Below are 14,745 nucleotides of genomic sequence, written 5' to 3'. Positions count from 1 at the left end.
TTTTATTCTTCTATAGTTTGTACTGCTGGTTTACTAGACATTTTTTCTTGTAACCACTGAAATAATATAAATAAGATTGGAATAACGAAGACTCCTAAAATAGTTCCTATTAGCAATCCACCAACGGCTCCTGTACCAATGGATCTATTTCCTTCCGATCCTACACCTTTTGCTAACACTAATGGCATTAAACCTAGAATAAAGGCAAACGAAGTCATTAAGATTGGACGTAAACGAGATTTTGCTCCATCTACAGCAGCCTCAACAATGCTTTCTCCTTTTCGTCGTTTCTGCAGTGCTATTTCCACAATAAGTATGGCATTTTTGGCTAATAAACCAATAAGCATAATTAAAGAAATTTGGAAGTAAATATTATTCTCTAGTCCTAAAAACTTAGTACTTATATAAGCTCCAAAGACTCCAAATGGTAATGATAAAATAACTGCAAATGGTAATAAGTAACTTTCGTACTGTGCACTTAATAAGAAGTATACAAACAGAATACTCAATCCAAAAATAAAGGCTGTTTGGTTTCCTGCACTTACTTCCTCTCTTGTTAAACCAGAATAAGCAACCGTATAATTATTAGGTAATTTTGCAACTTCCTCTTCAATAACTCTAATAGCATCACCTGTACTAAACCCATCGTTTGTAGCACCAGTTATAGAAGTAGAATTAAATAAGTTAAAACGTGTTACCGATTGTGGACCATATACACGCTCTAATTTTACGAACTGTGTAATTGGTGTCATCTCACCAGAATCTGTACGAACGTACATACTATTTAAATCGTCTACATCTGCTCTATCGTCTGGTAAAGCTTGGATGTATACTCTAAACTGTTTCCCAAATCTAGAGAAATCTGAAGCGTAAATTCCACCAATATAACCTTGTAAAGTTGAGAATATACTATTAATAGGCACGCCTTTTTCCTTTGCTAATGGTACATTAACTTCCATTTCGTATTGTGGATAGTTTGTACTAAAAGATGATTGTGCATATTTTACTTCTGGATGCGACATTAAAGCCATTGCGAAATCTTTATTCGCTTGATCTAAGTCTTTAAACTCGCCACCAAACTTATCTAATAAATTAACCTCGAAACCAGCTGAGTTACCAAAACCACGAATACTTGGCGGTGAAAAGAAAATAATATTTGCTTCTTTAACTCCTGCTGCAGCACCAAATAACTTGCCTGTAATGGCTTGTACTGATGTTGAAACATCCTCACGGTCTGCCCAATCTGCTAATTTTATAATACCAAAACCATAGTTACTACCAGTACCATTAATTAAACTTCTACCTTTAATAAAGTTTACTGCAACAATACCATCGATATCTTTTATTTTATCGTATAAATCTCTAGAAACAGCATCTGTTCTATCTAAAGATGATCCTTCTGGTAATGCAATGTTTGCAAAAATAATTCCTCTATCTTCATTTGGTACAAATCCTGTAGGAGTTGTAGAAGATGCCCAGTAAATTCCAGCAAAAGCTAAAATTAATAATAAAGGAGAGATCCATTTTACTTTGTATAAAAAATGAAGTGATTTTCCGTAACGTTTTATTGTTGCATTAAATCCGCGATTAAAAAGTTTATAAAAACGTTTTAATGGACTCTTACCTTTCAACTCTTCGTCATCTTTATGAGGCTTTAATAATAGCGCACATAATGCTGGACTTAAAGTTAATGCATTTACTGCCGAAATTAAAATAGCAATAATTAAAGTGACACCAAATTGCTCGTAAAACACACCTGTAGGTCCTGTTACAAACGTTACCGGAATAAATACTGCTGACATTACTAAAGTAATAGATATAATAGCTCCAGATATTTCATTCATAGCAGTAAGTGTCGCCTTTTTAGGATCTTTTTCACCTTCATCTAATTTAGCGTGTACAGCTTCTACAACCACAATAGCATCATCCACCACAATACCAATGGCGAGCACTAACGCAAATAGCGTCAACAAGTTAATCGAGTATCCAAAAACATTCAAGAAAAAGAACGTACCAATAATAGAAACTGGAACCGCAATTGCCGGAATTAAAGTAGATCTAAAATCCTGTAAGAAAAGGAATACCACTAAGAATACTAATACAAAGGCTTCTAATAAAGTACTTATTACCTTTTCTATAGAAGCATTTAAAAACAAACTCGTATCGTAAGGCACAAAAACATCTAATCCTTCTGGAAGGTCTTTTTTAACCGACTCTAAAGTCACTTTAATGTTTTCAATAATTTCTCTTGCATTAGATCCTTTGGTTTGGAAAATACCCATAAAAACCGCTGGATTACCCATACTCATGGCGTTAGCCGCATAAGACTGTGCATCTAATTCTATAGTTGCTACATCGTTTAGACGTAGAAACTCTCCATTTCCTAAAGCCTTAATAACAATATCTGCATATTGCTGCTCATGTTTAAAACGACCGCTATATGTTAACGTATATGAAAATGCTTCTCCATTATTCTGACCTAAAGAACCTGCAGCTGCTTCCAAGTTTTGTTCTGCTAAAGCTGCTGTAATATCTGAAGGTATTAAACCATAGGTTGCTAATTTTTCTGGTTTCAACCAAATACGCATCGCGTAATCTTGTTGAGAGAATAAACTAACATCTCCAACACCACTAATACGTTGCATTGCAGGTACTACATTTATTTTTAAGTAATTCTGAATAAATGTAGCATCGTAGCTCTCATTTTCAGAATACATAGAAATAAACATTAAAGCACTTGTTTCTTGCTTTTGTGTTATTACTCCTGTTTGAAGCACCTCTTGAGGTAATAAAGCATTTGCTCTTGATACACGATTTTGAACGTTAACCGCAGCAATATCTGCATCTACATCTTGATCAAAATAAACTGTGATTTCTGCTGTACCTGTATTAGATGCTGTAGAAGTGATATAACTCATCCCTTCAACACCATTAATTTGTTCCTCTATAGGAATAATTACACTCTCTAAAACAGTTTCTGCATTGGCTCCAGCATAAGATGCCGTTACCTTAATTGTTGGCGGTGCAATATCTGGATACTCTTCTATGGGTAGACTTGATATACTAATAAAACCAAGTACAACTATGATAATAGAAATTACCGTTGAAAGAACAGGTCTTTCAATAAATGTTTTTAACATGACTACTATTTTTGTTAGTTACTAGTTTTTAAATAATACAGCTACAGGCTTAATCGCTTCATCAAAAGGTGTGTCTTTTGGAGCAATAGCCATTCCTGATCTTAATTTCCCTACTCCAGAAACAATAAGCTTATCGCCTACCTTAAGTCCAGATTCTACAACATATAAGTTACCTACAGTACCTTGTACCTTTATGATACTAGATTTTACCTTATTATCTTTATCAACAGTAAAAACCATGATATCTTTTTGCTGCTCGAATGTTGCAGATTGTGGTACAACAATAGCATCTTTATACTCTATTGGAAATCTAATTTTACCACTATTACCATTGGTTAAAATTTCGTTTGGATTATTAAAAGCGGCTCTAATTTTTATAGTTCCAGTCTTATCATTAATTTGTCCTGTACTGGTTTGAATACGTCCAGTTTCAGAATACATTTTTCCATTCGCTAAGACTAAACTTAAGTCTGGCGAATTTTTAATACGCTCTGCTTTATTTTGTCCTTCAGATCTTTGTAAAAGATCGATGTATTGCGCTTCGTTAAAACTAAAAAAGGCATACACTTCACTAATATCACTAACAGTAGTTAGTGGGTTGCTATCGTTAGGACTAATTAAAGTTCCTTCTCTAAAATTAATAGCACCAACATAACCATTTACAGGGCTTTTAATAGTAGCATAACCAATATTAGCAGAAACACCACTTAAAGAAGCTCTTGCTTGTGCTAGATTAGCTTTCGCTGTTTCTAGTTGCACACCACTAATAATGTTTTTTTCTACTAGAGGAATCAATTTATCTACCTCAACTTGTGCTACATTAACACGTGCTCTTGCAGCTCCTGCATCTTGACTTAAAGATTGCGTTTCTAACTTAAATAAAGCTTGACCTTTACGTACTTTTTGACCTTCGTCTACTAATACGTTTTGAATATATCCTGAAACTTTAGCTCTTACATCACTATTTACTACACCTTCTATATTTGTTGGGTATTCTTGGTATCCTGTTACCGTTTTTGTTTGCATACTTACTACTGGAAACGATGCTGGAGGAGCTGGTGCTGCTGCCTTTTGCTCTTTATTTTTTCCACAACTTGAAACCACTAAAAATAAGGTTAGTGCTAGTAACGTGTATAATCTATTGTTTTTCATTATTACTTTAATTTAAATATCGAATTTATTATTTGCTAGGTTTGTTTTTAATTCTTCTACAGAGGCTTTTGCGCCATCTATAAATTTTATATAATCGTCATGAAACGTTAAATCGAATTTCTCATTTTCATTTTCAATTTTACTATTGTTTATCGTTTCCTTGTACTTTTTGATCTCTAAATGCATTTCGCGTTCTTCTGACCATTTATTTATCATGCTATCGATATGCTGACCAATCATATCCTTATTAATAATAAAGTACTTTTTGCGATCTCCCGTTTTTGTGAAGTAAACAATTTTTTGTAAATCTTGTAAATGCTTAAGATGTGTAGAAATTGTACTCTTACTTGCACAAAGTATAGTAACCATATCTTCGAAAGTGGTTCCTTTTTTACCTGTAAGAATGATATAAGCTAGAATACGTGCAGCAACAGGAGCTAGTTGCTCTCTATCTTCTAAATGCACTCCTAGTTTTTCAACTAAACCCATTTTCTCTTTGCAGATATTTTCTTTCATTTTTAATAATTTATTACTGCCTCTTGAGACTAAAAAAAATCTCCTTCCAGTAAAATTCTTTGCAAAGATACTTTTAGGTTCGGAACAATCCGAACTAATCGAAGTTAAATTATTGTTAAATAAAAAAAGCCACTCTATTTAGAGTGGCTTTTAATACTGTTTTATGGTTTCTTACCAGATTCTAACACGTTCCTCTGGAGTAATAAACATTTTATCCCCTTCTTTAATGCCAAATGCTTCGTAAAACGAATCAACATTTAAAAGTGGTTGTACAGCTCTATTCATTCCTGGAGAATGTGGATCTGTCTTAATTTTTGTTTTTAAAGCATCATCACGCATTTTAGTCCTCCATACGGTCGCCCAACTCATAAAGAAACGTTGCTCTGCAGTAAAACCATCTATTTTTTCTGGTTTAGCGCTGTCTTTAAAGCTTAATTGTAAAGCATCGTAAGCAGCTAAAACACCACCTAAATCACCAATGTTTTCACCTAAAGTAAATTTACCATTAATGTTTACTTCTGGTAACACTTCAATAGCACTATATTGCGCTGCAAGGTCTGCACCTAAACCTTCGAATTTAGTTAAGTCTTCTTTTGTCCACCAATCGTTTAAGTTTCCGTCTTTATCGTAACGCGATCCAGAATCATCAAAACTGTGCGAAATCTCATGACCAATAACAGCACCAATTCCACCATAATTAACTGCATCGTCTGCATTGTAATTATAAAAAGGTGGCTGTAAAATAGCTGCAGGAAAAACGATTTCGTTAAACGCAGGATTAAAATAAGCATTCACAACTTGTGGAGCCATATACCATTCGCTTTTATCTACAGGCTTTCCTAATTTTGCAATATCCTTTTTAAAATTCCAAGCACTTGCATTTAATGAATTTTGAAGGTAAGAACCGCCTTCTTCTGTACTTGCAATATCTAAAGATGAGTAATCTTTCCACTTATCTGGATAAGCAATTTTAATTTGCGTTGCTTTTAATTTCTCAATTGCTTTTAACTTGGTTTCAGGACTCATCCATTCCAAATTATTTATTCTGCCTTCGAATGCTAAAATTACATTCTTTATCATCTTTTCTGCCTTTGCTTTAGCTTCTGGCGGAAACTTTCTATCTACATATAATTTACCTAAAGCTTCTCCTAATGTACCGTTTAAACTTCCTAAAGCACGTTCATCTAGAGCTCGTTGTTTTTTTGATCCGTTTAATGTTTTTCCATAAAACTCCCAATTTGCTTTATCTAATTCTGTAGATAAACTTCCGGCTGCTCCATTAAAAGCAGACCATCTTAAATAGGTTTTCCAATCTTCTACATTTCCCTCAGCTAGAATTTCTTGTAAACGCGTAAAATATCCTAAATCTCCAACAATAACAGTATCTAATTTTGTTGCACCAATGCCATCAAAATAATTTCTCCAGTTTACTGCTGGCACCATTTTTTGTAAGTCTGCTATAGACCTTGGATTGTAACGTTTACGAGCATCACGTCTTTCTACTTTATCCATTTTAGCCTCTGCTATACGCGTTTCGAAAGCTAAAATATTATCTGCTTGCTCCTTTGCTTCAGCTTCATTATCTCCTAAATACTGTAACATTTTAGCAACATGCTCAACATACTTAGCTCTTTTCTCTTTAGAATCTGCATCATCTTTAACATAATAGTCCCTATCTGGTAAGCCTGTACTTCCTCCTCCAACATAAGCAACATTTCTATTACTGTCTTTAGGATCACTACCAACACCAAAACCATACAAACCACCACCTCCTTGAGGCTCCATTTCGATCATGTATGCTTGTAAATCTTCACTGTTTTTAATAGCTTCTATTTTAGCTAAATATGGTTGTAATGGTTTTAAACCTTGCTCATTTCTTCCCACTGTATCCATTATTGTTTGAAAATAATGAACAGCCTTTTCTTGATCTGATCCCGGAAGCACCTCAATAGTTTCGAAATCTTTATTTGTATTCATTGCTGCTTTTAAAATAGCCAAAGCATCTGCATCTGTATTTTTTCTAAGTTCAGCAAAACTTCCCCAAGAAGATCTATCATCTGGAATCTCATTAGTTTCTAACCATTTTCCATTTACGTATTTAAAAAAATCGTCACTAGGCTTTACATTTGTATCCATTAAATCCAAATTAATGCCTGGCGTTACTTCTAATTGAACCATTTCTTTTTTTGGCTCTTCCTTACATGCCATAATGCTTGATAAAGCAAATACACCAAGTAATGAAACTGTTTTAAAATTAGTTTTCATTTTATTACTATTCTTTAGTTGATTATAGGCCTCTAATTTACACAGATATTTTTATGTAACCTTTTCATTTAACATAAAAAAGCGCATCCCGTTTAAGAATGCGCTTTGTAAATTACTTTTATTTTGTTCTTATTTAAGCATTAGTTTTTTAGTGTATAAACTATCAAAATCTGTTTTTAATTTTACAACTTCGGTAACATTCTCATTTGGAATGGTTATAGACAAAACATAATGTGCTATTTTCCATTTACCATTTTCTAACTTTAATATTCCAGAGCCTCTACATAGTTTCATTTGCGTGTCTAACAACTCATCGAACCAAGCTAGTTTTTGATCTTCATATATATAAATATTTCTTTCTACTGATGTAAAACTCCAAGCTTTTCCTTTATCGAAATAAGGTTTTGAAAAGATTTTAAAAGCTTCATTTTGCCAGTTTTCAGTTGCATCTGTACCAATAAACACACCTTCTTTTGTCATTAAATTAAAGTAATTATCGAAATTTGCTTCGGCTGCAGCCTTATGCCAAAGATCTAACGAGGTATTGATACTTTTTTTTATCTCTTCAGTTGAAACACTTTCCGTTTCTATATTATCTGTTTTAACCGCTGTTTTACAAGACAACGAAAGTATACACAATAAAAGGAATGTAATTATTCTCATAAAGAATCTGGTTTAATAATATTTTGTGCTTCTTTTTCAAACTTCTTGTTTATTTGAAGTGTAACGTAAGAAAACGACTGAAACAATTCTTTTATAGCTATCAATTTATCCTTTTTATTAGCAGTGTTTAAATTAATTACTTCTCTAAACTTTAAAAGTTTAGTTCTTAAAATTAAAACTCTAGCTTTAATTGGCTCGCTATCTATGGTTTCTGGAGTTGTTGTTTCTATATCTTTTAAAGTAGTATTAAAAACCTCATCATCTGTTTTAAAGAAGGTGAAATCTCCTTGTTTTAAGGTCTCAATAGCTCGTGAAATCGTATTGTAAGCCTGCCAAGAATCTAATGTTTGTTTTGCTTTATTATCTATACCATATTCTATATAGTTAATTTTAGAAATATCTTCTTTAGTTACTTTTGTAGAGTCGTTGCTAACCAAAGCGCTCTCTGTTTCAGGCTTTACCTCCTTTTTACATGCCGAAAGCATAACTAGAAATATGAGTATTAATAACTTTTTCATTAAATAAAGTGTCTTTTATTGTTACAAATATATTGTATTCAAGCTTTTAAGCTCTTACTAATATCATAAAAATATACTCACGCTGTTAATATTCTATTTTTAACTTGAAGTTGAATAAAATCTTATTATTTTTGATTCACTTTATATACAACAATACTATGTCATCAAAAATTTTAATTATTGGAGCTTGTGGTCAAATAGGCTCAGAACTTACTTATAAACTTAGGGAAATCCATGGAGTCGATAATGTAATTGCAAGCGATATTAATACTAGAAAACTAGAACTTGTAAGTTCTGGTCCTTTTGTTATTCTTGATGCAAAAAACTTTAATGCTATTAAGGATTGTTGCTTAAACAATAATGTAAAAACCATCTATTTAATGGCTGCTTTACTGAGTGCCACAGGAGAAAAATATCCTATGGAAGCTTGGGATTTAAATATGAATTCTTTATTTCATGTTTTAAACCTTGCCAAAGGAAAAGTTATTGATCATGTATTTTGGCCTTCTAGTATTGCTGTTTTTGGACCAACAACACCAAAAGAAAACACACCACAATATACCTCTATGGAGCCAACTACGGTTTACGGTATTACCAAACAAGTTGGTGAGCGCTGGTGCGAATATTACCATAATAAATACGGAGTAGATGTTAGAAGTATTCGTTATCCTGGTATTATTAGTTGGAAAACATTACCAGGTGGTGGTACTACAGATTATGCTGTAGAAATTTATCACGAAGCTTTAAAAGCTAGTAAATATGAATGTTTCTTATCTGAAAACACAGCATTACCAATGTTGTTTATGGACGATGCTATTAAAGCAACGGTAGATATTATGGCTGCAAAGCCAGAGACTATAAAAATAAGATCGGCTTATAATTTATCTGGAATTAGCTTTACGCCTAAAGAAATCGCAGCGTCTATACAAAAAGTTATTCCTGAATTTAAAATGACTTACAAGCCAGACTTTAGACAAGACATTGCAGATTCTTGGCCACAAAGCATTGATGATACCGAAGCTAGAGAGCAATGGAACTGGAAACACAGTTTTGATCTTGAAGCTATTACTAAAGAAATGTTGACACAACTAAAAGCTATTAAAAAATAGCTTTTAGTTGCATAAATATTTAATATCCAACTTTAGCTCTTACACGTTTTAAAACAGCATCTGCAACAACTTTAGCTTTTTCTGCTCCTTTAACAAGCGCTTCGTCTATTTTATCAAGATTATCCATATAAAAATAATAACGTTCTCTTTCTGTTTCAAACGTTTTTAAAATTAATTCGAATAAGGCTTGCTTTGCATGACCGTAACCGTAATTACCGTTTTCGTAGTTGGCTTTCATAGTTGTTATTTCTTCCTCCGAAGCCATTAAACTATAAATAGCAAAACAGTTACAAGTAGACCAATCTTTAGCATCTTCAAGAGCAGTACTATCTGTTTTAATAGTCATTACTTGCTTACGTAGTTTCTTTTCTGGTAAAAATATATTGATAATATTACCTTTACTCTTACTCATTTTAGCACCATCGGTTCCTGGAATAAGCATATTACTTTCTTGTATCTGACCTTTAGGCATAACAAATGTTTCACCCATTTTAGAATGAAAACGAGAGGCTACATCACGCGTCATTTCTATGTGTTGTAATTGGTCTTTTCCAACAGGAATAATTTCGGCATCATATAATAAAATATCTGCTGCCATAAGCATTGGGTAAGTAAATAAACCTGCGTTTACATCTTCTAATCTGTCTGCTTTATCTTTAAAACTATGTGCTAATGTTAAACGTTGGTATGGAAAAAAACAGCTTAAATACCAAGACAACTCTGTTGTTTGTGGTATATCACTTTGTCTGTAAAATATTGTTTTTTCTATATCTAAACCTAAAGCCAACCAAGTTGCAGCAGTAGAATACGTGTTATTTCTTAATGTTTCACCATCTTTAATTTGGGTAAGCGAGTGCATGTCTGCAATAAACAAAAACGATTCGTTTGCTGCATCGTTAGCTAATGCCATTGCTGGCTTTAATGCGCCTAATATGTTTCCTAAGTGTGGTGTTCCTGTGCTTTGTATTCCTGTAAGTACTCTTGCCATAATAATGTATGTGACTTGACTCTGCTATCTATAAATTAAGCAGTAATCGCTTTTAGGTTAATTAAAAAACAAAGGTATTTTTTTTCAATTAAAATAGCTCAAAACAATTATGTATTTTTGGCGCTTATGATTGTTTTTAAAAAGATTTTCTGGTTATTCTACCGTATTTGGTTTTACGTAATGGTTGCATTACCTATAATTATTATGTTTCCATTTCTAATAGTCTCGATTTTAAAAGAATCTTGGTATCCCTACTTCTTTAAACTCGCACGCATTTGGGCACGTTGTATTTTAATAGGCATGGGATTTAATACTAAAATAATAAGAGAGCAAGTACCCGAAAAAAGCAAGAGTTATATGTTTATTGCCAACCATACCTCTATGTTGGATATTATGCTAATGTTAGTTACTGTTAAAAACCCATTTGTTTTTGTTGGTAAAGCTGAACTCGCAAAGATTCCTTTATTTGGTTTTTTCTACAAGCGTACCGCTATTTTAGTAGACAGAAATAACCCAAAAAGCAGACAAGCCGTGTTTTTAAGAGCGCAAAGACGTTTAAAGCAAGGTTTAAGTATTTGCATTTTCCCTGAAGGTTTGGTACCTGAAGAACACATTCTTTTAACCGATTTTAAAGATGGTGCTTTCCGTTTAGCTATAAATCATCAAATACCAATTGTACCGATTACTTTTGGAGACAATAAAAAACGTTTTTCTTATACTTTTTTTAGTGGAAGCCCTGGACAAATGAGAGCGAAAATTCACAAATTTATTGAGACTGAAGGTTTAACAAAGGATGATGCTAAAGCTATTAATGCACAGTCTAAGTCTGTTATTTATAATCAATTGTTGGCTTTTGGGAGTAAGTAGGTTAAGTTAGAAATGTCATTGCGTGTGAAGCGTGGCAACCTCTTAAATATATCGATTACTTCATGAGATTACCATGTAACAAAAACGCGTTGCAATGACGCTAAAAGAATATTAGAATGAACTATTTAAATTTTCTAATTCCATTTTAAGCTCTTGAATTGTTACTTCTTTGAAGTCTAGTTTCAAATCTGGATTCCTTTTTGTTTGCATCTCTTTTTTAGCTAAATACAACTTGTCTTTTGTTTTTTTAATAGCTATTACTATAACTTCTTCATCTATAGGAAGAAGCCCAAAATCGAATTCGTCTGCAAACTTTTTACTTGGTAAAATAGAACTCATGCTTTTAAAAACCATTTTTACATTAGTTCCATTAGGGTCTTTAATTTTTAGTTTAAATTTTACTTTTTGTTTTTTAGAGTTAACAAATCTATCACAGTTTATCCAACCTAGTTTTGTGGTTGCAAAGGCATAGCGTGCAATATGGTCATTACTTATTGTTCCAAGGATTCCATTTGAAGATTCAATAGAATCTAAACGTTTTTCGAAAATTTCTATAAATTTTTTATCACTTTTTACAAAAACAACTGAGTTTGATTCTGTATTTTCACCTTCCAATTGAATATTAAAAACTAAAGAATATCGAGTTCTTACAGGCTTACCTCTTTGTTTACCTGGAATAAATTGTGGTAAAAATTCTATAACTCTTACAGCTTCATCTGCTACTTCTTTTCTTGATGCTCGTGCATTAACTTCACCTACATTTCCCTTTTTGTCTATTCTAAAATCTATAACAATTTTTTGTTTTCCTTTTAGCCCTAAATTTTCAGCAATTTCCATATCAAACTTTCTAGATACAATCTTATTTATTGCATCATTCATACATTTTCTCTTATCATTATTTGAAAGATTTTCGCATCCAGGATAAGTTGGAACTATTTCTATTGTTGAAAAAGCGACTTCAACATCTTCTTCTATACTCTCCTTTTTTTCAGTTTGTAATTTCCAATTCACACCTTCATTATTCTCTTCACCAGAAAATAATTGCATGCCTTTTTTGCCTTTACTATTAAAAGTCATTTGTATTCTTCTTCCTTTTTTTAATTTTAGTTTTTTGCCTTTTTTATTAGCATCTAAATACAACATGCCTCCAGTTTCCAATTGCTTATCATCTGCTTTTGTTGTTAAATTACCAATTAACATATCAGACAATTTATAGTATTCTGTAACTTCAAGACTAATTATTCCTGTTACTAATTTTGCTGTTTTAGCATCTACAAAAGATTTTGCTGGAATGGTTAAAATGGTTCCTTCTTTACAAGTAACAGTAAACTCTTTTTCTGTATTTACTTCTATTATTTGAGGTTGTTTTTTATTTAATTTGAAGAATGCCTTTAATTCTGTTGCCATTGGTTCAGGCTTTGTTTTTTGAGAGACTTCGTCTATTTTTACAAGTGACTTTTCTTTTGAAACTGCTTCTTTATTTACAACCTCTTCAATCGATACGTCATTGCGAGTCGCTTTTCGAGACGTGGCAATCTCATCATCTATTTCTATTACTTCTTTTAACTCTTTAGGGTCTTCAATTAATTTTTTTAAAGATTTTTCAACAGTTTCTACATCTGTAATAGCTTCAATTTGATTGTTTATTTTTTCTGTGTTTTTAGTTATTTCAGTTTTAAAAACTAAACTAAAAATCACAACTGAAACTAAAACAACACCAACCGAAATTCCAATATATTTCATCCACTTCCCACGAACGTAGCTTTGTTTTGCTGCATTAATTTCAGCTTTTAAACCTACTCGATTAATGCCTTCTAAAATTGCTAATTGCTCGTTATAAAGTTGTTTAAATTCTGAATCTATTTCTAGTCTTTTTTCAAAAATTAATTTTTCGTTTTTTGAAAGCGTATTGTTTAAATAAGCGTTTATTAAGTCGGTATTTTCTATATATTTTTCCATGATTGTTTCGAATTAAGATTGAACGGTTTTTAGTGTTGTTCTGTAGATGTCTTTTGCTTTTTGTAAGCATTTGTACTTTTGGTTTTTGGCAATTTTTTCGCTTTTAAATTGCATAACCTTAGCAATGTCTTTAAAAGACATTTTTTTGAGGTAAAACCGTTGTAGTAATTGTTGACATCGTTCTCCTAATTCGCGAAAAGCTTTTTCGGCAAACTGGTATTTTTGTTCCTCTAAAACGTTATGAAATATAGAAACCTCATCGGTACTTAACTTGAGTAGTTCTTGTTTTGAAAACTTATTTTGCATGTCTTTCCATACAAAACGCGAAACGGAATATAAATAAGTATAAAATGAAGATGTTAATGTGAAATCTGATTTTTCAAGATTTCTATTGAGTATAATTAGCGCTTCTTGAAACACATCGTTAGCATCTGCTTTTGTCCCTCCTTTAGATAGAATAAGTTTTTCTATTCTTGGATAGAGTTTATATAACTCTTTAAACGCCTTACTTCGCTTACCATTTTTAAAAAGTTCCAATATTTTTTGATCGCTCATAAATAGTTGTTTACTTATTAATGGTCATTTTATGGAAAGGTCTCCTATTTTTTTTTAATTATTTTAAGTGTAGTACTAAATGACAATTAAAATAGCTTCGCATTTTTTATCAAACTCTCCGATTTCGGTTAAACCGAAACCACCTCTCTTTAACTAAAGAGAGGAGCTGTAATTAGTAGTCTCATTTTAAATTGCTTTGTAAAAACTTCACTTACAACCCGCGTTCCTTTTGCAACTGCTCGTAAGCCATTTGTACTTGTTTAAATTTTTCTTCGGCTCCTTTTTTGTGTTCGTCTCCTAAGTGTTCTACTTTATCTGGATGGTATTTTTTAGCCATTTTTCTGTAGGCTTTTTTAATTTCATCTGCTGTTGCAGATTTGGTGATTTCTAATATTTTATAAGCATTATCACTACTGTTATAAAACATGGCTTTAATACTATTATAATCGCTAGAACTAATACCTAAATAACCCGCAATGGTGAAGATTTGGTTTACTTCGTCTTCGGTTACCATACCATCTGCCTTTGCAATACCAAATAAGAAATGCATTAATTGTAAGCGAGACGAGTGATCCATCATTTGCTGTATTTGCATACATACTTGACGTAATGGAATGGTTTGCTGACTTACTTTTTTAAATAAATCGAAAGCTTTGTTGGCTCTCTCTTTGCCATACATACCAACAAATTGTTTTCGTACAAAATCTAGTTCTCTTTGGTCTTGTACACCATCTGCTTTTATTACTACAGTTGCCAGTATTAGTAAACTAACTTCAAAATCTCCAGATGTTGTTTGAGATCTTCTTTGTTGCTGCGTTCTATAATGTGGTCTTCCACCTTGTTGCTGTTGCGAATCATCGCCTTGACCTAAAAATATATTTCCTTTTCCTGATGCTAAAGCATCTCCTAAACTACCTAATGCTAATCCTATTATTGCTCCTATTGGTCCTCCAAAAGACCATCCTAATGTGGCACCAATCCATTTTAATCCGCTCATTCTCTCGCTATTATTT

At 32.4% G+C, this 14,745-nt stretch carries 12 protein-coding genes; 2 read left to right on the top strand and 10 right to left on the bottom strand.

Annotation, left to right across the window (positions count from 1 at the left end):
- Positions 1-2 precede the first annotated feature (2 nt).
- From ASC44_RS09850 to ASC44_RS09825, 6 genes are all read right to left on the bottom strand, one after another.
- On the bottom strand, positions 3-3,140 hold the full coding sequence (locus tag ASC44_RS09850; protein WP_055447434.1) for an efflux RND transporter permease subunit: 3,138 nt from the start codon (positions 3,138-3,140) through the stop codon (positions 3-5).
- 21 nt (positions 3,141-3,161) lie between these two features.
- Positions 3,162-4,292, bottom strand: coding sequence for an efflux RND transporter periplasmic adaptor subunit (locus ASC44_RS09845; RefSeq protein WP_055447433.1), 1,131 nt, complete (start codon positions 4,290-4,292; stop codon positions 3,162-3,164).
- A 12-nt stretch (positions 4,293-4,304) separates the two neighbouring features.
- A complete protein-coding gene (locus ASC44_RS09840; RefSeq protein ID WP_055447432.1) occupies positions 4,305-4,808 on the bottom strand; it encodes a GbsR/MarR family transcriptional regulator in 504 nt (167 codons plus the stop codon).
- 171 nt (positions 4,809-4,979) lie between these two features.
- Positions 4,980-7,073 (bottom strand): M13 family metallopeptidase, encoded by a 2,094-nt coding sequence (locus tag ASC44_RS09835; RefSeq protein WP_055447431.1) that lies wholly within the window; start codon positions 7,071-7,073, stop codon positions 4,980-4,982.
- 129 nt (positions 7,074-7,202) lie between these two features.
- Positions 7,203-7,736: a nuclear transport factor 2 family protein gene (locus tag ASC44_RS09830; RefSeq protein WP_055447430.1), complete on the bottom strand. Its 534-nt coding sequence runs from the start codon at positions 7,734-7,736 to the stop codon at positions 7,203-7,205.
- Complete coding sequence (locus ASC44_RS09825) at positions 7,733-8,254, bottom strand: hypothetical protein (protein WP_055447429.1); 522 nt, start codon at positions 8,252-8,254, stop codon at positions 7,733-7,735. The genes ASC44_RS09830 and ASC44_RS09825 overlap by 4 nt, the downstream gene beginning before the upstream one ends.
- A gap of 158 nt (positions 8,255-8,412) precedes the next feature.
- On the opposite strand from ASC44_RS09825, the gene ASC44_RS09820 reads away from it, so the two are divergent.
- Positions 8,413-9,363 carry an NAD-dependent epimerase/dehydratase family protein gene (locus ASC44_RS09820; RefSeq protein WP_055447428.1) on the top strand — a complete coding sequence of 317 codons (951 nt, stop codon included), beginning with the start codon at positions 8,413-8,415 and terminating at the stop codon, positions 9,361-9,363.
- 19 nt (positions 9,364-9,382) lie between these two features.
- Here the strand turns inward: ASC44_RS09820 and trpS are convergent, their stop codons facing one another.
- Positions 9,383-10,351 carry a tryptophan--tRNA ligase gene (gene trpS / locus ASC44_RS09815; RefSeq protein ID WP_055447427.1) on the bottom strand — a complete coding sequence of 323 codons (969 nt, stop codon included), beginning with the start codon at positions 10,349-10,351 and terminating at the stop codon, positions 9,383-9,385.
- A gap of 126 nt (positions 10,352-10,477) precedes the next feature.
- Between trpS and ASC44_RS09810 the strand changes: the two genes are divergently transcribed.
- Positions 10,478-11,218 carry a lysophospholipid acyltransferase family protein gene (locus ASC44_RS09810; protein WP_055447426.1) on the top strand — a complete coding sequence of 247 codons (741 nt, stop codon included), beginning with the start codon at positions 10,478-10,480 and terminating at the stop codon, positions 11,216-11,218.
- Positions 11,219-11,329: 111 nt separating this feature from the next.
- Here ASC44_RS09810 and ASC44_RS09805 read toward each other — a convergent pair whose 3' ends face one another.
- From ASC44_RS09805 to ASC44_RS09795, 3 genes are all read right to left on the bottom strand, one after another.
- Positions 11,330-13,177: an energy transducer TonB gene (locus tag ASC44_RS09805; RefSeq protein WP_055447425.1), complete on the bottom strand. Its 1,848-nt coding sequence runs from the start codon at positions 13,175-13,177 to the stop codon at positions 11,330-11,332.
- Between the two features lie 12 nt (positions 13,178-13,189).
- Positions 13,190-13,732 carry an RNA polymerase sigma factor gene (locus ASC44_RS09800; RefSeq protein WP_055447424.1) on the bottom strand — a complete coding sequence of 181 codons (543 nt, stop codon included), beginning with the start codon at positions 13,730-13,732 and terminating at the stop codon, positions 13,190-13,192.
- A gap of 211 nt (positions 13,733-13,943) precedes the next feature.
- Positions 13,944-14,729 (bottom strand): DnaJ domain-containing protein, encoded by a 786-nt coding sequence (locus ASC44_RS09795; protein WP_055447423.1) that lies wholly within the window; start codon positions 14,727-14,729, stop codon positions 13,944-13,946.
- Positions 14,730-14,745: the final 16 nt, after the last annotated feature.

Source organism: Lacinutrix mariniflava (assembly GCF_001418015.1).
GTDB classification, from domain to species: domain Bacteria; phylum Bacteroidota; class Bacteroidia; order Flavobacteriales; family Flavobacteriaceae; genus Lacinutrix; species Lacinutrix mariniflava.
The sequence above is the reverse complement of the archived record's forward strand: the minus strand, read 5'-3'. Positions and strand labels throughout refer to the sequence as shown.